The sequence below is a fragment of the Variovorax sp. NFACC27 genome, assembly GCF_048301545.1.
Taxonomy (GTDB): Bacteria; Pseudomonadota; Gammaproteobacteria; order Burkholderiales; family Burkholderiaceae_C; genus Variovorax; species Variovorax gossypii.
This window is the reverse complement of record NZ_CP157613.1, coordinates 4,011,782-4,029,407: the sequence shown is the minus strand read 5'-3', so window position 1 is coordinate 4,029,407 and position 17,626 is coordinate 4,011,782. Positions and strand designations below refer to the sequence as shown.

General features: G+C 66.1%; 19 protein-coding genes. 11 read left to right on the top strand and 8 right to left on the bottom strand.

The window, feature by feature from the left end; translation table 11 throughout:
- Positions 1-25 precede the first annotated feature (25 nt).
- Positions 26-403: a copper-binding protein gene (locus tag ABL840_RS18850; protein WP_418115975.1), complete on the top strand. Its 378-nt coding sequence runs from the start codon at positions 26-28 to the stop codon at positions 401-403.
- Positions 404-493: 90 nt separating this feature from the next.
- On the opposite strand, the gene ABL840_RS18845 is transcribed toward ABL840_RS18850, so the two are convergent.
- Positions 494-1,663, bottom strand: coding sequence for a tyrosine-type recombinase/integrase (locus ABL840_RS18845; RefSeq protein ID WP_093307184.1), 1,170 nt, complete (start codon positions 1,661-1,663; stop codon positions 494-496).
- Positions 1,664-1,778: 115 nt separating this feature from the next.
- Between ABL840_RS18845 and ABL840_RS18840 the strand changes: the two genes are divergently transcribed.
- Positions 1,779-2,828 (top strand): DNA-binding protein, encoded by a 1,050-nt coding sequence (locus ABL840_RS18840; RefSeq protein WP_093307183.1) that lies wholly within the window; start codon positions 1,779-1,781, stop codon positions 2,826-2,828.
- A 37-nt stretch (positions 2,829-2,865) separates the two neighbouring features.
- Here the strand turns inward: ABL840_RS18840 and ABL840_RS18835 are convergent, their stop codons facing one another.
- The gene (locus ABL840_RS18835; protein WP_143093992.1) at positions 2,866-3,183 is read right to left on the bottom strand and encodes a hypothetical protein; all 318 of its coding nucleotides are present in this window, start codon (positions 3,181-3,183) and stop codon (positions 2,866-2,868) included.
- Between the two features lie 14 nt (positions 3,184-3,197).
- Here ABL840_RS18835 and ABL840_RS18830 point away from each other — a divergent pair, with 14 nt between their 5' ends.
- The 3 genes from ABL840_RS18830 to ABL840_RS18820 all read left to right on the top strand — a co-directional run bounded on the left by ABL840_RS18830 (position 3,198) and on the right by ABL840_RS18820 (position 4,104).
- The gene (locus ABL840_RS18830) at positions 3,198-3,569 is read left to right on the top strand and encodes a hypothetical protein (protein ID WP_093307182.1); all 372 of its coding nucleotides are present in this window, start codon (positions 3,198-3,200) and stop codon (positions 3,567-3,569) included.
- Positions 3,570-3,688: 119 nt separating this feature from the next.
- The gene (locus tag ABL840_RS18825; RefSeq protein ID WP_013397101.1) at positions 3,689-3,880 is read left to right on the top strand and encodes a hypothetical protein; all 192 of its coding nucleotides are present in this window, start codon (positions 3,689-3,691) and stop codon (positions 3,878-3,880) included.
- Positions 3,877-4,104, top strand: a complete 228-nt coding sequence (locus ABL840_RS18820; RefSeq protein ID WP_158307678.1) for an antitoxin VbhA family protein — start codon at positions 3,877-3,879, stop codon at positions 4,102-4,104. The genes ABL840_RS18825 and ABL840_RS18820 overlap by 4 nt, the downstream gene beginning before the upstream one ends.
- Before the next feature lie 72 nt (positions 4,105-4,176).
- On the opposite strand, the gene ABL840_RS18815 is transcribed toward ABL840_RS18820, so the two are convergent.
- The 5 genes from ABL840_RS18815 to ABL840_RS18795 form a co-directional block, all read right to left on the bottom strand.
- Positions 4,177-4,818, bottom strand: coding sequence for an agmatine deiminase family protein (locus ABL840_RS18815; protein WP_418116329.1), 642 nt, complete (start codon positions 4,816-4,818; stop codon positions 4,177-4,179).
- A gap of 18 nt (positions 4,819-4,836) precedes the next feature.
- A complete protein-coding gene (locus tag ABL840_RS18810; RefSeq protein WP_093195120.1) occupies positions 4,837-5,826 on the bottom strand; it encodes an agmatine deiminase family protein in 990 nt (329 codons plus the stop codon).
- Between the two features lie 296 nt (positions 5,827-6,122).
- Positions 6,123-6,977: a LysR family transcriptional regulator gene (locus ABL840_RS18805; protein ID WP_093307181.1), complete on the bottom strand. Its 855-nt coding sequence runs from the start codon at positions 6,975-6,977 to the stop codon at positions 6,123-6,125.
- 159 nt (positions 6,978-7,136) lie between these two features.
- The gene (locus ABL840_RS18800; RefSeq protein ID WP_093307180.1) at positions 7,137-8,735 is read right to left on the bottom strand and encodes an ABC transporter substrate-binding protein; all 1,599 of its coding nucleotides are present in this window, start codon (positions 8,733-8,735) and stop codon (positions 7,137-7,139) included.
- Positions 8,736-8,745: 10 nt separating this feature from the next.
- Complete coding sequence (locus ABL840_RS18795; RefSeq protein ID WP_093307179.1) at positions 8,746-9,552, bottom strand: MetQ/NlpA family ABC transporter substrate-binding protein; 807 nt, start codon at positions 9,550-9,552, stop codon at positions 8,746-8,748.
- 282 nt (positions 9,553-9,834) lie between these two features.
- Here ABL840_RS18795 and ABL840_RS18790 point away from each other — a divergent pair, with 282 nt between their 5' ends.
- The 6 genes from ABL840_RS18790 to ABL840_RS18765 are packed head-to-tail and all read left to right on the top strand — an operon-like array spanning position 9,835 to position 16,505.
- Positions 9,835-11,352 carry an amidohydrolase family protein gene (locus tag ABL840_RS18790; protein WP_093307178.1) on the top strand — a complete coding sequence of 506 codons (1,518 nt, stop codon included), beginning with the start codon at positions 9,835-9,837 and terminating at the stop codon, positions 11,350-11,352.
- A 26-nt stretch (positions 11,353-11,378) separates the two neighbouring features.
- Entirely contained in the window at positions 11,379-12,476 is a 1,098-nt protein-coding gene (locus ABL840_RS18785) for an ABC transporter substrate-binding protein (protein ID WP_418116370.1), read from the top strand.
- A complete protein-coding gene (locus tag ABL840_RS18780; RefSeq protein ID WP_093307177.1) occupies positions 12,473-13,342 on the top strand; it encodes an ABC transporter permease in 870 nt (289 codons plus the stop codon). Before ABL840_RS18785 ends, ABL840_RS18780 begins: the two co-directional genes overlap by 4 nt.
- On the top strand, positions 13,339-14,154 hold the full coding sequence (locus tag ABL840_RS18775) for an ABC transporter permease (protein WP_093307176.1): 816 nt from the start codon (positions 13,339-13,341) through the stop codon (positions 14,152-14,154). Before ABL840_RS18780 ends, ABL840_RS18775 begins: the two co-directional genes overlap by 4 nt.
- A 27-nt stretch (positions 14,155-14,181) precedes the next feature.
- Positions 14,182-15,051 carry an ABC transporter ATP-binding protein gene (locus ABL840_RS18770; RefSeq protein ID WP_093307175.1) on the top strand — a complete coding sequence of 290 codons (870 nt, stop codon included), beginning with the start codon at positions 14,182-14,184 and terminating at the stop codon, positions 15,049-15,051.
- Positions 15,052-15,104: 53 nt separating this feature from the next.
- A complete protein-coding gene (locus ABL840_RS18765; protein ID WP_093307174.1) occupies positions 15,105-16,505 on the top strand; it encodes an LLM class flavin-dependent oxidoreductase in 1,401 nt (466 codons plus the stop codon).
- On the opposite strand, the gene ABL840_RS18760 is transcribed toward ABL840_RS18765, so the two are convergent.
- Positions 16,483-17,583 carry an extracellular solute-binding protein gene (locus tag ABL840_RS18760; protein WP_093307173.1) on the bottom strand — a complete coding sequence of 367 codons (1,101 nt, stop codon included), beginning with the start codon at positions 17,581-17,583 and terminating at the stop codon, positions 16,483-16,485. The genes ABL840_RS18765 and ABL840_RS18760 overlap by 23 nt on opposite strands.
- Positions 17,584-17,626 lie beyond the last annotated feature (43 nt).

The window sequence follows — 17,626 nt, the reverse complement described above, 5'->3', positions numbered from 1 at the left end:
TACTTGCCGATTAACGGGAGCTGCCATGACGCACGAGGCCACTTCGATGATCTCCCGCCGGCATCAACTGGTCTTCCTGTGCGCGTACATAGCTCCAGGGTTCGGAGGCCGCATTCATGCGCAGTCCTCGGCCAATGACTTCATCGCTGGGGAAATCGTCAAGATCGATGCCGAGCGCGGCGAGGTGACGCTGCGCCACGAACCGATCGCACACCTTCACCTACCCGCAAGGACGACGATCTTCCGCTACGTGGATGCCAGGGTGATCCTTCGGGCCAAGGCGGGCGACAAGGTCCGATTCCGGGCCGACCGCTTCGAGGGGACGCTGCGAGTGACGGCAATCCTGGTGCCGGGTACGGGCGTGCCAGGGGCGGCACAATCGAGTCCAACCTTCAGAAAATGAACCGAATATGAGCGAGCCCGGGAAAGTTCGTCTGGACCTCCCGCTGGTGCTGCCCGATGTCGACGATGCGAATGACCGCAGACTGAGGCCCTACGGCGTGCGCCAGCCAACCCGGTGCCCAGCGGCCGTCGCGTCGTGACGGATATCGTCCTCGGTGTGCAAATAGATGCTGGTCGTGCTGATGTTGGCATGGCCCAGGTTGTCGCGGACCACTTTCAGGTCGACTTTCTCGCTTAGATGGCTTCCGGCGGTGTGGCGAATCCAGTGGGTCGATGCCTGCTCCAAGTGGGATGCGGCCGCCTCGAAATCGGGACCACGCCGCCGCAGTGCGGCCGCGCTGGTATGCATTACCCCCTTGACGAGTTCGTGGATGGCGCTCCGCGCCATCGGCTTGATCGGAGCGATCAGCGTCATCACCAGCGGCGTGCCTTCGCCCTCCAGTGGAAGCGGGTTCAAGGCGTGGGCCTTGCGGTAGCGCATCAACTCGGCCATCAATTCGCCCGTGGCCGGCACCAGGCGGGTCTTGCTGCCCTTGCCGGTGATTTCGAGCCACCAACGCTCGCGCCCATCGGCGCCGCGCCGGCTGAAGAAGCCACTCATGCTGCCATCGCAGATCTCGGACACGCGCAGCCCACCGATGTAGAGCAAGGAAAACAGCCATCGGCAGCGCGATGCGTGCAGCCTTTCGCGCTCGCTGCTCACGGGCATCGCCTCGATCGCGGCCTTAACCAAGTTCCAGTGTTCCTCTGGCAGAAAACGGCTCACACGAGGTGCTGCCTGCCGGCGCTTGCGCCGGCTCAGCGCCAGCGGATTGCCGGCCAAGTGTCCGGCCTCCACAAGCCACGAGAACATGGCGTTGAGGATCGACAAAGCCTGGCGCAGGCTCGAGGCCCCCAGCGGGCCGGCAAAGGGGCGCCAGCGCGGCGAGTTGCGCCCCGGTTTTTGGCCTGGCGCCATGACCCAGCGCTCGGCCGGCTGCGGATCCCCAAGGAAGCGCTGGTAGAGCAGAAGGTCTTCGTGCGTGAGGTCCGAGAGGGCTACGCCGCGCTGCAGGACGCACCACAGCAGGAGGCGTTCGGCTTCCTTGCGATAGCTGGCGAGCGTGGCAGGTGAATCGGCGTAGCGGGCCAGCCAAGCCAGAACAGCCGAGCGGTCGTCGACCGCGGCCAGTTGCGAGCGCGTGCTGGCGCGATTGCGGCCACGGCTGCCATCCAGATGGGCCGGCACCGTCATTTGATCCAGGCTGACGAGGGCATTCATGCGGAGCTACGCGCAATAGAGGGACATCAGCAAGATTGTGGACATTAGAAAACTTATGTCCATAGACTGAGAATTAATTCAATGAATTGAACGTATTACGTTGTATTATTTATTCATGAATACCGAAATTGAACTCCAGAGCGACATTGAAACCCTCCGGGGGCGATTTACGGAAACAAAAGACCTCTATCGTGAGGTTTGCGCGTTGCTGTTCTTCCGCTATGGCATCACCCCCACGGCAAGCAAGCTGTACCAGTTTGTGCGCAAGGGCTCGATGAGTGCGCCGGCGGAGGCGCTGGCCAAGTTCTGGGAGGATCTGCGCAGCAAGGCGCGCGTCGAAATCGACCATCCGGATCTGCCGCCCGAACTCAAAACGAGCGCGGCGGAGGTCATCGCCGAGTTGTGGCGGCAGGCCACGGCCGCTGCGCGCCACGAACTCGCGGCGCTGCGCCTGGAGGACCAGGCCGCGGTCGAGCAGGCTCAGGGCGAGGAAGCTCGGGCTCGCCAAGCGGCAACCGAGGCGCTGGCCACCGCCGATACCCTGCGTCAGCAGCTGAGCGCGACCCAGGAATCGCTCCAGCAACGGCAAACTGACCTGGAGGCAGAGCGGCGCGCCCATGCCGGCGCCGTGGCCAGGTTGCAGGAGTTGCAGCGCCATCTCGAGGAAGCGCGCCATCAGCAGGAGCGAGTGCGGGTGGATTTCAGCGCCGAATTAGCCAAGGCACGGGAGGCCGTGGACGCGGCGAACGCTCGTTCGGACGCCGCCGAGCGGCGCGCGCTGCTGGAGATCGACCAGGAGCGCCAGGCCCGGATCAAGGCCGACAAGCAGCTCGAGGCGCTGCGTGGCCAATTGGCGCAGGCCGAAGGCCGCCATCGCGAGAGCTTGCTGGCGCAGGCCGACGCCGTTACGCGGCTGCAGGTCAAGGCCGATGCGGCCGAGGTGTCGCAACGAGAACTGACGGCCAGCAATCGCGGCCTTGTTGACGATCTTCAGGCGACGAGGGAACGACTCGCGGTGGCCCAACAAGAAGCGACGCAATTCAAAGCCGAAGCACAGACGCTTCGCGCGCTGCTGGAGCGGCTCTCGCCGCCGGAACCGGTGCCGCCGCCGCAAGAAGTGCCAGCCTCAAAGGCCGCCAAGACCGGTGCGCGAAAGGTTCGATAGCTCGGTAAGTGCGGTGTGTGCGGCACGTGTCCCCAACTCATGGGTCAGCAGCTCCGGCCGCCTTGCGCAGGGCGCGCAGTTCCAGACGCGCAGACTCGCGGATCTCTTCGCGGTCTAGTTCGACAGCGGTGTCGTCGACCCAGGTTTCCCAGAGGCTTTCGAGCCAGGCCTGCCGGGTGCTGAACGCCTCGACTGCGTAGTCGAGCCAACTGGCGTAGCCGGCGGGCGGTGGCAATGGCTTTTGAATGGTGAAGAGAATATCTCCTGAAGATGAAGTGCGATCATCCGACACAGAGCGCCATCCGACAAATCGAGCAGGCACTTCAGGCTCGTTGTGCATGGGATTGGCCAGCAACGAAGGAGCAAACGATGATCGGCTGGTGGATAGTTGTTGCAGCTCAGACACCCGAGGAGCGTGACCAGGCGGTGGACCGAAGGGCGGCCGTTCTCGCGAACTGGGAGGTCGGACCCGGCGGCATCGAGTGGCTGCATCAACTCGTGAAGGCGGGGTCGGCGATCCAACTCTCCTTCAGCGGCTACCCGAACCGCTACACCGCCAAAGCCAGCGATGTGCTGCCGCTGCTTGCTGACGGACCGCCGGTGCACAGGGGGCCTGCCATCATTGGCGATGACTATGTGATGCCCCCGAACTGGAAGGGCAATTTGATCTTTCACGCAGAGAAGATTGCCGCTTGTCCTCCCAATCAACTATTGACCATCGACGCTTGGGATCAATCGTGATCGTCCAGCTCGGAGCCAAGGCCCGGCACGGACTTTTCTGATCACGGCATTTCGCTCCCAGGTCCCGTCGACGAGACGACCGTTCGCATTGTGCGGCGTGACGTTCCAGGAGGAAAATCATGAGCATGACCAAGAAAGCAAGTCAGATGAAGGTGCCTCGCCCCGTTTCGCTGCCGCGGGGGCGCGGCATTTCTTCCCGGCCACGGATCGAGGAGCACGCACTGGAGAACCTGCTTAAGCGGTTCGATCCGAAGCTGCACGGTGGAGAGGTGATGGCTTGGCGTCCTGTTGGGGTTGAGGTGTTGCCGTGACCACGAAGGAGGTGCGCGGCGATGCAATTGCCCAGGCCCTTGCAAACACGCGGATTGCGGGCCATGAACCCAAGCCACGATTTCTGGCGGACGTTGCAGCGGTGGTTGCCGGCACGATGACATATGACCAAGCTGTACGTGCCAGCGCGGCAAGGGCTCGAGGTCGCAATGGATCGGAGCCGCTCCCGGCCCTCCGAGGTATGGAGAACCGATCACCCGAGTGATCGGCAGGGGGGGCCGATCCCGCGTGATCGGAGCAGCCTGCATAAGCAAGACGTCTTTAATGACTTTGAGGCTTATGAGCTAAAACTGGCCGTATCCCGGCTTAGCCTCTCCTTGCTCAGGCCGGGGTTGCGGTTGGCGTTGAGCACGCAGCTCTCGGTGATGATGGCCGTGCCTTGTCCATCGACCTCGATGCCGCCGCCCTCCAGCACGAGCTTGGTACGCAGCCGCTGCACCCCGGCCGCGCCCGTCACGTACTCGGCGACCTCGGCGTCGGCCTCGTGCTCCTGCTTGCGACCCCAGCCGTTGAAGTTGAAGTCGACCCCGGCCCACTGGCCCGAGGCGCCGTTGCGCACGAAGACGGGGCCGGTGTCGCGCATCCAGAGGTCGTCGACCGGCTGCACCTCGAGCTGCACCCGGTTGCCGCACAGGCGGGCCGCGAGGTCGTGGTCTTCCTCGTTCACCAGCATGCGCACGGGCTCGAAGGCCGCGATCGTGCGCGCGACGAGCGCCAGGTGCTCGCGCACCGGCTTCAGCAGGCGCCGGCCCCAGACGTCTTCATTGGGGCCGAAGGACATCCAGGTGGCACGATGCGGGTCGCCTTCGTCGGGCATGTGCCAGGACTCGGGTGCCGCCGCCATCGACGGCACGGCCAGTCCCAGCGGCGCGAGGCTCAGGCCGCCCAGCAGGCGGCGACGGGTCAGGGGAGGGGGCATGCGCATGTCGGTGTCCTGCTACACGGGTTCCTGCTGCGTCGTGCAGTGGATGCCGCCACCGCCCGCGGCGATGGCGTCGATGTTCAGCTGCACGATCTGGTGGCTGGGCAACTGGGCCGCCAGCGCATTGCGGGCCGCCGAGTCGGCGACAGCATCGCCGAATTCGGGCAGGAAAAGGGCCTTGTCGGTGATCAGGAAATTCACGTAGCCGGCGGCGAAGTCCTTGCGGGCGAACTCGGGTCGCACCTTGCCAGGCGTTTCCAGCACGACGATCTGCAGGGCACGGCCGCGTGCGTCGGTGGCCGTGCGCAGCAGTTCCAGGTGGCGCCGTGTCACCTTGTGGTCGAAGGAGGTGTCGTCGTTTTCCAGTGCCGCGACGATCACGCCCGGCTTGATGAAGCGGGCATAGAAGTCGGTATGGCCGTCCGTGATGTCGCGGTTGGCGATGCCCGGCAGCCAGATGATCTTTTCCAGGCCCAGCAGTCGCTTGAGCTCGACTTCGGCGTCGGCCTTGCTGACGCCCGGATTTCGGTTGGCGTTGAGCACGCAGCTCTCGGTGATGATGGCCGTGCCTTCGCCGTCGACTTCGATGCCGCCGCCTTCCATCACGAGCCGGCTGCGCAGCAGCGGAACACCGGACAGTTCGGCCATGCGCGCGGCCACCGTGGCGTCGCGAGCGTGCGGCTGCTTGTTGCCCCAGCCGTTGAAATTGAAGCTCACCGCGGCGCGCTCGCCGCGGGCGTTGCGAACGAAGACGCAGCCGGTGTCGCGCATCCAGAGGTCGTCGATCTCATGCTGGATCAGTTGCACATTGGAGCCGCAGAGCTGCCGGGCCGTGGCGAAATCGTCCGCGCCCACAAGCATCTTGACCGGTTCGTAGACGCTGATCGCGTTGGCGATGCGCGCCAGGGCCTGCTGCACGGGCTGGCGCATGGGCGCGGTCCACACGGATTCGCGGGCGGCGAAGGCCATCCAGACTGCGCGGTGCGGAGCGCTTTCGTCGGGCATGCGCCAGGCTTCGGCGGGCTGCGGGGAGGGCGAAGGGGCGTTCGGGGAGGGTGTTGGAAAAGGAGCCGGCATGGGGAACAAGGCTTGGGAGCCGCCACCGCCACTACCGCCGCCGCCGCATGCGGCAAGGATGCCGCTCATGAATCCGAGGCTGCCAAGGCCCATCAGGGCACGTCGAGTCGTCATTGAAAAAATCTACGGGTAACTACTGAGGCATCGGATTCTGTCGACCTTTACTCATTTGAAAAACTGATCTTTTCTGGACTGATTGGGCAATCCAGCTCATGAATTGGATGTCAGCCCTTGGAATACGCCAGCAGGCTGTCGAATACCTGCCGAACGAGCGGCAGGCGCGGCTCGCCCTCGGTGCGCGAGATCCAGAGCGTGCCGAGCGGCAGGCTCGGGTATGCGGCGAGGTGCCGCAACTGGCCGCTGCGCAAGGCTTCGTCGGCCAGCAGGCGCGACAGGAGCGTCACGCCATGGCCGCGCAAGGCGGCATCGAGCAAAAGGCGCGGATCGTCGTAGATCGCGAGCTTGCGCAGGTTGCCGAAATGCTCACGGATGAAGGGGCCGATGCGGTCGCTCGTGAGGTCGGTTTCCAGGCAGAGCATTCCCGGGGGTTGTCCGTCGGAGTCCGGGCGCACGACGGCCACGAGCTCGTCGTCGAGCAGCGGGACTTCGAGCACGCCGCGCTGCTTGAGCGGTTCGCGCGTGATGGCGATGTCGACGTCCATCTCGTCGATATAGCGCGCGGTTTCGTCGATGGAAATGATCGGACAGAGCGCCGGATGCTCCTGCAGCAGCCGGTCGACGCGCGGTTGCAGCCAGCCCTTGACGACCGGCGCCGGACAGACCAGCGTGACGAGGCTGTCGTCCATGTAGGTCTCGATGCGGCTCAGGCCGCTGCGGATCTGGTCGAGCGATTTGCCCACGCTGTCGAGCAGCAGTCGGCCGGAGACGGTCAGCTCGACGCCGCGACCTTTGCGCCTGAACAGCGGCTGGCCGACTTGCTCCTCGAGTTGCGCGATCTGATGGCTCACGGCGGACTGGGAGATGCAGAGTTCTTCCGCGGCGCGCGAGTAGCTTCCCAGGCGGGCGGCTGCTTCGAAGCCGATCAGGAATCTGAAGGAAGGCAGTCTGGCGTTCGACATGGTGCGGGGGATCCTTTGGGGGTGATTCGATGCTAATGCTCGGTGGACGGGAGTCTGCTTGGATGCCTCCATATCGCACACAATGTGCATTATGTTAAATAAAATGAAGACTCGAATCTATGGACGATTGCCGGCAGCCCCCGCTGCCGGCTGCCTGGTTCAAGGCTGGAAATACAGATCCGAGAAACTTCCCCGGATGTGCTCCCCCGTCGGCGCATAGTCGCGCACCTTCTTCGCCACGACCGTGATCGCCGGATTGGCCCCCAGTTCGATCGACGGAATGTCCCGGTGCACGATCTGCTGGAAGTCGGTGAACAGCTGCCGGCGCCTGCCTTCATCAACTTCGACCGCAGCCGCCTCCAGCAGACGATCGACTTCAGGATTCACGTAGTGCGGCGCATTGGAGAACGGCAGCCCGATCTTGAAGTTCTTCGACCAGAACACCCGCTGCACGCCCACAGTGGGATCGAAAAGATTCGTGAGGCTTTCCAACGTCAGGTCGAAGGCGCGATCCGTATAGGCCTTGGTGACGTAGGTCGCGAAGTCGTAGCTCTCGACTGCCGCATCGATGCCGACTCGCCCCAGCGACTGGCGCACGAAGTCCGCCGCGCGCCGTTCCTGGAAGGGGTTGAAGAGCACCCGCAGCTTCAGCCGCGTACCGCCGGCACCGCGCTTGAAGCCGGCCGCGTCGAGCGCCGCCTCGGCTTCCTTCGGATTGAACGGATACGGCTGGATGCTCGCATCGTGATAGCGCGAGATGCCCTTCCCTATCGGCGATGCCGACGGCGTCCCGTAGCCGTACCACACCGTCTTCGCGAACGCATTGACGTCGATGGCCTGCGCGATCGCCTTCCGCACCTCGAGCTTCTGCAGCGCGGGCGTGTCCAGGTTGAAGTAGATCTGCTGATGGCTGCCCAGGTACGGCGAGATCCGCGTGTCGATCTCGATCCCGGCCAGCTTCCTGAACCGCTCCACGTCCGACAGCGGAATGCCGCCCGTCCCGTTCGCGAGATCGGCCGCGCCCGACTCCAGCGCCGCAGCGCGCGCCGCGGCGTCGAGCAAGAAGCGCACCACGACGCGGTCCAGGTATGGCTTGGGCTTGTCCCAGTAGTTCGGATTGCGCTCCAGGATGATGTGGCTGCCCTGCACCCACTCCTTGAACACGAAGGGCCCGGTGCCCACCGGCGCGCTGTTGTACTTGCTGGCGGCGATGTCCGTGCCTTCGTACAGGTGCTTCGGCACGATCGGCGATTCGGTCGAGGCCAGCGCCGTCAGCAGGAACGGCGACGGTTTGCTCAGCACGATGACTGCCGTGTACGGGTCGGGCGTCTTCACCTCCACCACGTTGGCGAAAGTGCCGCGTCCTCGCGGGTGAACCTGCTTGAGCGTCAGGATCGAGAAGGCCACGTCGGCCGACGTGAAGTCCTTGCCGTCATGCCATTTCACGCCCTTGCGCAGCTCGAAGGTGTATTGCAGGCCGTCCTTGCTCTGCGACCACGCCGTGGCGAGCAGCGGTTTCGGCTTGAGCTCGTAGTCGTAGGTCAGCAGGCCCTCGACGATCTTCGGGCCGATCTCGGCGTTGCCGCCGGCGGTCGTTGTCAGAGGAACGATCGAGGAAGGAACGGGATTGATCAGCCAGTTCAACGTGCCGCCTTGGCGCGGCTGGGCCGCGGCAGTCAGCGCCGCGAAGGCGAAAGCGGCGGCCACGGCCGTTGCCGCACGGTGCGGGGTCGACCGCGTGTGATTCCGGAACGTCATGTCTTCTTGCTCAGAAAGCCGGGATCACCGCGCCCTTGTATTTGTCCTGGATGAACTTGCGGACTTCCGGTGTGTGCAGCGCGGCCACCAGCTTCGTAACGGCCGGCGAGCTCGCGTTGTCCTTGCGCGAAGCGATGAAGTTGGCATAGGGCGACTTCTGGCCGCTCTCGATGAAGAGCGCGTCCTTGCCCGGATCGAGCTTCGCCTCGAGCGCGTAGTTGGTGTTGATCAGCGCCAGGTCCACGTCGGGCAGCGCGCGCGGCAGCTGGGCCGATTCGAGCTCGCGGATCACAAGCTTCTTCGGGTTGGAGACGATGTCGCGTGCGGTCGACTTGATGTTGGACGGGTCCTTCAGCTTGATCAGCCCTTCCCGCGCCAGCAGCGACAGCGCGCGGCCCGAGTTCGACGGATCGCTCGGACTCGCGACCACGGCGCCCTCGCGCAGCTCCGAAGTCTTGCGGATCTTCTGCGAGTACGCGCCGAAGGGCTCGATGTGCACGTCGCTGTTGGGCACCTCCACGATGTCGGTCTTGCGGTCCTTGTTGAAGGACTCTAGGTACGGCCGGTTCTGGAAGAAATTGGCGTCCAGCTGCTTGTCGCTCACCGCCAGGTTCGGCTGCACGTAGTCGTTGAATACGCGCACCTGCAGGTCGACGCCCTGCGCCTTGAGTTGCGGCCGGATGAACTCGAGGATCTCGGCGTGCGGCACCGGCGAAGCAGCCACGCGCAGCACCTCCTGTGCGTGTGCGGCGGCACCGAGGCCTGCAAGGGCAGCAAGCGTCATCGCGGAGAAAGCGCGTCGGGATGAAAGCAACATGGTTCGGGGTTCCCTCGGGAAATATGAAATAGGTTTTGTCGGAGGCCTTCTTCACGCATCAAGCGAGAAGGCCGGGGCGCCGCAGGTTAGCCGCGCAGCCCTTTCGCTCAAACAACGGATGGGCGCTTCCATATCTGTTTTTCGCATGCACGAGCTTGCAAGCCCGTGCCGCCGCTTCTTATGCATGCACCGGCTAAGCAATCCCAAAAGCCTTCTTTGGCGAGCGTGCAGGCCGCGCGTAGCCTGCGCCGTTCCTTCCTTTTCCCACCGAGGAATCCGCAGATGAACGATCGTTTGAACCGCGTGCACGCATCGCGCTCCGCCGCCGTGAAGGCCGGCCTCGACCATCCCGTGATCGACACGGATGTCCATGTCAACGACTACGCGCCCGTGCTCGAGGACTACGTCGCGCAGTACGGCGGCAACAAGCTCGTCGATGCGCTGCGCAAGGCGCTGGGCGGGCGCTTCGTCACGCGCAACGGCGGCGGCAAGGACTGGTACCAGCAGACGCCCGAGGAGCGCCAGTTCCACCGCACGCTGCGCGCGCCCTGGTGGGCCCGCGTCACGCGCAACACCTACGACCTCGCCACCTACACGCTGCCCGCGCTGCTGTACGAGCGCCTCGGCGAGCAGGGCTCGGACTACTCCATCCTGTTCCCCAACGACGTGCTCTCCCCCGCCGCTGCCGGCAGCGAATATCGCCAGCCGCTGCACCGCGCCATCAACCACTTCCACGCCGACCAGTACCGCCCCTACGCCGACCGCCTGACACCGGTGGCGGGCATTCCGCTGCACACGCCGCAGGAAGGCATCGAGGAGCTGGAGTTCGCGGTCAAGACGCTCGGGCTGAAGGTGATCAACATCGCCGGCGGCGTGCGTCGCCCGATCCGCGCCATCGCCGAGAAGTACCCGGCCGCCGAGCACCCCGAGATCGCCAGGCAGGTGGGCTACATCGACTTCTACGGCATCGACAGCGAGCACGACTACGACCCGTTCTGGGCCAAGGTGGTCGAGCTCGGCGTGCCCGTGACCACGCACTACGGCAGCCAGGGATGGACGGGCCGGCAGTCGATCAGCAACTACATGAACAACCACATCGGCCATTTCGCCGACGGCTCGCAGGCCTTCGCCAAGGCGTTGTTCTTCGGCGGCGTGACGCGGCGCTTCCCGGGCCTGCGCGTGGGCCTGCTCGAAGGCGGTGCCGACTGGGGAGCGCATGTCTACACGCACCTCGTGGACCGCTGGGGGAAGCGCAACAGGCATGCGGTGCGCAACTACGATCCCGCCGAGGCCGACGTCGAGCTGCTCGCATCGCTGTTCGAGCGCTACGGTGCCGACTTCCTCAAGGGCCGCACGCTCGACAAGTCGAAGCTGCTGCGAGACAGCCTCGGTATTTCCGCGCTGCCGCACAGCCGCGAGCCGAACGAATCGGAGATCGACGACTTCGCGCTCGCCGGCATCGAGAAGGTCGAGGACATCCGCGACCGCTGGGTCGACAACTTCTACTTCGGCTCCGAGGCGGACGACCGCACCGTGGCCGCGGCCTTCAACGACCGCGTGAACCCGCTGGGCGCCAAGATCAACGCGATCTGGTCGTCCGACGTCGGCCACTGGGACGTGCCCGAATTCACCGAGCCGCTGGCCGAAACATGGGACCTCGTGCAGCAGGGCGTGATCTCCGCCGCCGACTTCAAGGCCTTCGTCTTCGGGAACCCGTATCGCTTCTACACCGAGGCCAACCCGCGCTTCTTCGACGGCACCGAAGTCGGCCGCAAGCTCGGCCTGAAAGGCAGCAAGTGAACCGGGTGCATCCTTTCTTCGCCAACCTGCGCCGCTGGGCCGCCCCGCCCCTCGCCCTGGTCTTCGCCCTGGCGCTCACGGCGGCAGCCGTCTCGCCCGCACAGGCCGCACCGGACACCATCCGGATCGGCGTCGCCACCGCGGGCGGCGGCGATCCCGTCACCTGGGGCGGCTCGCCGGGCGGCGTCGCGCGCGTCAACAACTGGCTGGAGGACGAGTTCAAGGCCTCGGGCATCAAGGTCGAGTGGCTGTTCTTCAAGGGCGCCGGCCCGGCTGTGAACGAAGCGCTTTCCAACAAGCAGATCGATTTCGCCTACCAGGGCGACCTGCCGCAGATCGTCGGCCGCTCCAACGGCCTGAAGACCAAGCTGCTGCTGGTGAGCGGCGCACGCAACAACCTCTACCTGGTGGCGCCGCCGAAATCGGACATCAAGTCGATCAAGGATCTGAAGGACCGCACCGTCTCGATCTTCCGCGGCACCAACGGCCATCTCGTCGCCATCAACGTGCTGGCGGCCAACGGGCTGGCCGAACGCGACATCAAGGGCGTGAACCTCGACACCGGCAGCGCGCAGGCCGCGCTGGTGTCGAACGGCGTCGAAGCGGCCTTCGGCGGCTACGAGTGGTTCAAGGTGCGCGACCAGGGCCTGGCCAAGGTGGTGTATTCCACGCAGGGGCAAGACCCGGCCTTCACGCGCCAGGCCTCGCTGCTGGTTCGCTCCGAGTTCGAGCAGGCCAACCCGGCCGAGGTGCAGCGCGTGGTCGACGTGTTCGTGCGCGCGGCGCGCTGGTCGTCCGACGAGAAGAACCGCGACGAGCTGTTCCGCATCTGGGCACGCAGCGGCACGCCGGTCGCGTCGTGGGCGGCGGAGTTCGACCAGCAGCAGCTCGCCGCGCGCAACTCGCCGCTGGTCGACGACTTCATCATCGGGCGCTACAAGGCCGTGGTGGCCGATGCGCTCAAGCTCAAGCTGATCCGCCGAGAGGTGTCGATCGACGACTGGTTCGACACGCGCTACCTGAAGAACGCGCTGAAGAAGCAAGGGCTGGAGAACTACTGGACGGCCTACGACGCCAAGGGCAACCCCAAGGCTGGTTCTGCCGCATCGGTCGCGGCCAGATGAGCGCCGAAGCCGAACTGACGGCCGTCCTGCAACCGTGTGACGACACACCCGCGTCCGGCAGGGCGCGAGCTCTCGCCCCGTCGCTGTCCTGGCGCCGCATCGCCCGCCTCGGCGAGAGCGCCCTCCCCTGGCTCCTGCCCATCGCGCTGCTCGCGCTCTGGTACACGGGCGCCGAGCAGGGCTGGATCTCTCCGCAAGTGCTGCCGCCGCCCCGGTTCGTCTGGGAAACCCTGCGCGACCTGGCCACCAGCGGCGATCTCTGGCTGCACGTGAGCACCAGTTTCGCGCGCGTGGGCATCGGCTTCGCCGTCGGCACGCTGCTGGGCTTCGTGCTGGGCACCGCCATGGGCCTGTCGCGCAGCTTCGAGGCCTATGTGCTGCCCACCTTCAATGCGCTCGTGCAGATCCCGGTGCTGGCCTGGCTGCCGTTCGTGCTGCTGATCGTGGGCATCGGCGAGCCGCTGAAGTACATCCTGATCGCCAAGGCGGCGCTGGTGCCGGTGGCGCTGAACACGCTGCAGGGCTTCCGCCAGACGCCGGTTTCGCTGCGCGAGGTGGGCGAGGTCTACGGCTACGACCGGCGCCAGCAGGTGCTCGAGATCGTGCTGCCGCACGCCGTGCCCACGCTCTTCACCGGCATACGGCTGGGCTTCACCAAGGCCTGGCTCTCGCTGGTCGTGGTGGAACTCGTGGCCTCAAGCGAAGGGCTGGGCTATCTCATCGTCTACGGACGCCAGCTGTTCCAGCTCGACCTGGTGATGGCGGCCGTGATCGTGGTGGGCGCCATCGGCTATGCCATCGACCGCCTGCTCGACAGGCTCGAGGCCGCCGTGCGCCGGCGCCAGCCCGGCGGAGCCGCGCGATGAGCACCTCCACGCAGGATGCGGCCGAGCTGGCCGTGGTGCAGCCGCTGCGCCCCGAGCAGCGCGGCCGCTGGCGCGGCTTCGTGCTGCCCGTGGCGGCCGTCGCGTTGTGGTGGCTGCTGTCGTCGCTGGACGTCGTCAACTCGGCGCTGCTGGTCTCCCCGGCCAAGGTGTTCGGCACCGCCGTCGACCAAGTGGCCAGCGGGCGCCTCTGGCGCGCATTGAGCGCCAGCCTGGCGCGCGAGGCCACGGGGTTCCTGATCGGCACCGCCTCGGGCCTGGTGCTCGGCGCGCTGCTGGGGCTGTCGCCGCTTTTCAACCGCATCGTCGGACCGAGCTTCAACACCTTCAAGCAGATCTCGCTGTTCGCCTGGATTCCGCTGATCTCGGTGTGGTTCGGCCTCGGCGACGTGGCCAAGGTGGTATTCCTCTCGCTGGCCGCGCTGGTGCCCGTGGTGGTCAACACCTGCGACGGCATCCGCACCACGCCTGCGCCCTTGCTCGAAGTGGCGCGCGTCTACGGCTACACGCGCTGGCAGACCGTCACGCAGGTGGTGCTGCCGGCCGCCCTGCCCTCGATCTTCACGGGCGTGTACCTGGCGCTCATCTATTCCTGGCTCGCGACCATCGGAGCCGAATACCTGCTGGTGGCCGGCCGCGGCATCGGCAACACGCTGATCGAAGGCAGCGAGCATTTCCAGATGGACCTGGTGATCTTCGGCATGTTCGTGATCGGCCTCGTCGGCTGGCTCATGAACGCCTCGGCCCGCGCGCTCGAGCGCAGGCTGGCGCGCTGGACGGGCCGCAGCAGCTGAAACCGCACAACCGCACGCAACGAACAAATGAGCAATGCCACCACCCCGACCGTTTCGTCGAACGCACTCGACATCCGCGCCCTCGGCAAGCGCTACGCGAGCACGCAGGCCGACGGCGGCGAGCTGCAGGTGCTCGAAGGCATCGACCTGCACGTGCCCGCCGGGCGCTTCGTGAGCATCGTCGGCGCGAGCGGCTGCGGCAAGTCGACGCTGCTGCGCCTCATCCTCGGGCTCGACGCGCAGTACGAAGGCCAGATCCTGCTCGGCGGCCAGCCCATCTCGGGCACCGGACGCGAGCGCGGCATCGTGTTCCAGGACCATCGGCTCTTTCCGTGGTTGACGGTGGCGCAGAACATCGCGGTCGGCCTGCGCAACGCGCCCTTCACCGCGAAGGAAAAGGCCGAGCTCGTGGCCGAGCACGTCGCGCTCGTGGGCCTGAACGGCTTCGAACGCTCGTGGCCGCATCAGATCTCCGGCGGCATGGCCCAGCGCGTGGCGATCGCGCGCGGGCTCGTCAACCGCCCGCGCGTGCTGCTGCTCGACGAGCCCTTCGGCGCGCTCGACGCGCTCACGCGATCCCGGCTGCAGAACGAGCTGCAGCGCATCTGGCAGAAGGAGCGCATCACGATGCTGCTGGTCACGCACGACGTGGAGGAAGCCGTCTTCCTCGGCGACCGCGTGGTGGTGATGCAGCCTTCGCCGGGGCGCATCCGGCGCATCGTCGACGTCGAGCTGCCCCATCCGCGCAACCGCAGCGATCCGGAATTCATCCGGCTGCGCGACGACGTGCTGAGCGACTTCCTGGACACCGAACCGCGACCGCGCGCCGAGCCGCCTGCCAGGGGCGGGCTCGCCACGGGCAACGTCACCCTGCCGCAGCTGCAACTCGCCTGGTAAGCCCTCCGCCGGTCCTGTCCGGCGGTTTTTCTTTCTTCGAGGAACACATCCCAATGACCCAACGCAAGGGCTTCCTGAGCCTGGGCGCCTTTCTCTATCCGAGCGGCCACCACATCGCCGCCTGGCGCCATCCCGAGGCCAAGGCCGATGCCGGCATCGACTTCCGGCACTACATCGAGCTCGCGCAGGCCGCCGAGGCCGCGAAGTTCGACCTGATCTTCCTGGCCGACGGCGTGGGCACGCGCGGCGACAACGTCGACTTCCTGAGCCGCACCGCGCACAGTTACCAGGCGCAGTTCGAGCCCATCACCCTGCTTTCCGCGCTGGCCGCGGTGACGCAGCGCATCGGCCTCGTGGCCACGGCCTCCACCAGCTTCAACGAGCCATATCACATCGCGCGCAAGTTCGCCTCGCTCGACCACATCTCGGGCGGCCGCGCGGGCTGGAACCTGGTCACTTCCTCGAGCGCCCACGAAGCGCGCAACTTCAACCGCGAGGAGCACTTCGCGCATGCCGACCGTTACGAACGCGCCGGCGAGTTCGCCGACGTGGTCGCAGGCCTGTGGAACAGCTGGGAAGACGACGCCTTCGAGCGCGACAAGACCGGCGGCCGCTTCTACGACCCCGACAAGCGCCATGTGCTGCATCACCGCGGCAAGCATTTCTCGGTGCAGGGGCCGCTCAACGTGTCGCGCCCGCCGCAGGGCCACCCGGTGGTCGTGCAGGCAGGCTCCTCCGAGGCCGGCAGGGAGCTTGCCGCGCGCACCGCCGAGGCGGTGTTCACCGCGCAGCAGACGCTCGAGGATGCGGTGGCTTTCTATGCCGACATCAAGGGGCGCCTTGCCAGGTACGGCCGCGATGCCGGCGACCTGAAGATCCTGCCCGGCGTGTTCCCGGTGGTGGGCCGCAGCGAAAGCGAGGCGAAGGAAAAGTTCGAGCAGCTGCAGTCGCTGATCGATCCGGTCGTCGGCCTCGCGCTGGTGTCAGGCCTCACGGGCGGCTTCGACCTGTCGGGTCATCCGCTCGACGGGCCCATTCCGCCGCTGCCCGAGACCAATGCCAGCAAGAGCCGCCAGCAGCTGATGATCGACCTGGCGCGTCGCGAGAACCTCACGATCCGCCAGCTCTACCAGCGCGTGGCCGGCGCGCGCGGCCATTGGCAGCTGGTGGGTACGCCCGGGCAGATCGCCGACCAGCTCGAGGAGCGCTTCGTGCACCACGGCGCCGACGGCTACAACATCATGGCGCCGACGCTGCCCGGCGGGCTCACCGACTTCATCGCGCTGGTGCTGCCCGAGCTGCGCCGCCGAGGGCTCTTCCGCAGCGAGTACGAAGGCCGGACGCTGCGCGAGCACCTCGGCCTGAAGCGGCCGGCCCACCCTGCCTCGGCCGCCCGAAAGGCGATCGCCGGGGCGAGAGAGGCAACGCCGCTCAGCGTGCCAGCAGCTGGTTGAGCTTCTGCTGGGCGTACTCCTCGTTGGTGGTGCCGTCCGGTGCCTTGGCCCCCCAGAAGTCGGCGTTCCACTTGATCGCCTTCTTCTCCACTTCGGGGCTGTTGGTCCAGTAGTCGCGCAGCTTCGGGTCGGCGGCCGCGTACACGCGCGGCGACGGCAGCGCGACGCTGGTGGCTTCGGCCAGGCGTGCCGCGCGCTCCGCGTCGAGGCGGAACGACAGCAGCTTGAGCGCGGCATCGTGATGCGGCGCGTCTTTCGGGATCGAGAAGAAGTCGTAGTAGGTGAAGGCCTGGTCCCAGGTCAGCTCCAGCGGCGCGTTGGCGTCTTCCTTCTTCAGGCGGGCGACCGGGCCGGTGTACGAGAGGCAGGCCGAGGCCTCGCCGTCCAGCAGCAACTGCGGTGCCTGCGAGTTGGTCAGCCACCACTTGACCACGTGCGGCTTGATCTCCGCGATCTTGCGCAGCGCGCGTTCGAAGTCGACCGGGTAGATCTTGTCGGCCGGCACGCCGTCGGCCAGCAGCGCCGACTCGAACACGAAGCGCGACCACTGCGGCAGGCAGCGCTTGCCCGGAAAGTCCTTCACGTTCCAGAAGTCGGCCCAGGTCTTCGGGTACTTCTTCGACGGGAAGGCTTCCTTGTTGTAGACCAGCGCCACGCCGATCACCTGCAGCGCCACGCCCTTGGGCCGCACGGCTTCCTTCGGCAGCGAAGCGACGGTCTTCTGCGCCTCGGGAGACAGTTTCTTGTAGTCGATCTCGGCGAGGTAGGGATCGAGCAGGCGGACTTCCTGGTCGAAGATGAAGCTCAGGTCCCACTCGGTGCGCTTCGCCTCCACCTGCGCCTTGACGCGCGGTCCGCCTCGGGCCTCCTGCACGGTCAGCACCTTGATGCCGGTTTCCTTGGTGAACGGGTCGTACACCAGCCGGCGCAGGTTCTCGCCATAGGTGCCGCCGGGGTCCTGCGTGACGACTTCCTTCGCCTGGCTCCAGGCCGGACCGACGCCACAGATGCTGCCCAGCGCGATCGTGAGCGCGGTCAGGGCCTGCAGCGGACGGGGGCTTCTCTTTCTCTGCTTCATGCGGATGCTTTCTTTCTGCGAATGACAAACAAGGGGAACGAAA

Excerpts from the sequence above, each read along its gene's own strand:
- ABL840_RS18850 (WP_418115975.1), top strand. The coding sequence starts at position 26 with ATGACGCACGAGGCCACTTCGATGATCTCCCGCCGGCATCAACTGGTC.
- ABL840_RS18845 (WP_093307184.1), bottom strand. The coding sequence starts at position 1,663 with ATGAATGCCCTCGTCAGCCTGGATCAAATGACGGTGCCGGCCCATCTG.
- ABL840_RS18840 (WP_093307183.1), top strand. The coding sequence starts at position 1,779 with ATGAATACCGAAATTGAACTCCAGAGCGACATTGAAACCCTCCGGGGG.
- ABL840_RS18830 (WP_093307182.1), top strand. The coding sequence starts at position 3,198 with ATGATCGGCTGGTGGATAGTTGTTGCAGCTCAGACACCCGAGGAGCGT.
- ABL840_RS18825 (WP_013397101.1), top strand. The coding sequence starts at position 3,689 with ATGAGCATGACCAAGAAAGCAAGTCAGATGAAGGTGCCTCGCCCCGTT.
- ABL840_RS18815 (WP_418116329.1), bottom strand. The coding sequence starts at position 4,818 with ATGCCCCCTCCCCTGACCCGTCGCCGCCTGCTGGGCGGCCTGAGCCTC.
- ABL840_RS18810 (WP_093195120.1), bottom strand. The coding sequence starts at position 5,826 with ATGCCCGACGAAAGCGCTCCGCACCGCGCAGTCTGGATGGCCTTCGCC.
- ABL840_RS18805 (WP_093307181.1), bottom strand. The coding sequence starts at position 6,977 with ATGTCGAACGCCAGACTGCCTTCCTTCAGATTCCTGATCGGCTTCGAA.
- ABL840_RS18800 (WP_093307180.1), bottom strand. The coding sequence starts at position 8,735 with ATGACGTTCCGGAATCACACGCGGTCGACCCCGCACCGTGCGGCAACG.
- ABL840_RS18795 (WP_093307179.1), bottom strand. The coding sequence starts at position 9,552 with ATGTTGCTTTCATCCCGACGCGCTTTCTCCGCGATGACGCTTGCTGCC.
- ABL840_RS18790 (WP_093307178.1), top strand. The coding sequence starts at position 9,835 with ATGAACGATCGTTTGAACCGCGTGCACGCATCGCGCTCCGCCGCCGTG.
- ABL840_RS18780 (WP_093307177.1), top strand. The coding sequence starts at position 12,473 with ATGAGCGCCGAAGCCGAACTGACGGCCGTCCTGCAACCGTGTGACGAC.
- ABL840_RS18775 (WP_093307176.1), top strand. The coding sequence starts at position 13,339 with ATGAGCACCTCCACGCAGGATGCGGCCGAGCTGGCCGTGGTGCAGCCG.
- ABL840_RS18770 (WP_093307175.1), top strand. The coding sequence starts at position 14,182 with ATGAGCAATGCCACCACCCCGACCGTTTCGTCGAACGCACTCGACATC.
- ABL840_RS18765 (WP_093307174.1), top strand. The coding sequence starts at position 15,105 with ATGACCCAACGCAAGGGCTTCCTGAGCCTGGGCGCCTTTCTCTATCCG.
- ABL840_RS18760 (WP_093307173.1), bottom strand. The coding sequence starts at position 17,583 with ATGAAGCAGAGAAAGAGAAGCCCCCGTCCGCTGCAGGCCCTGACCGCG.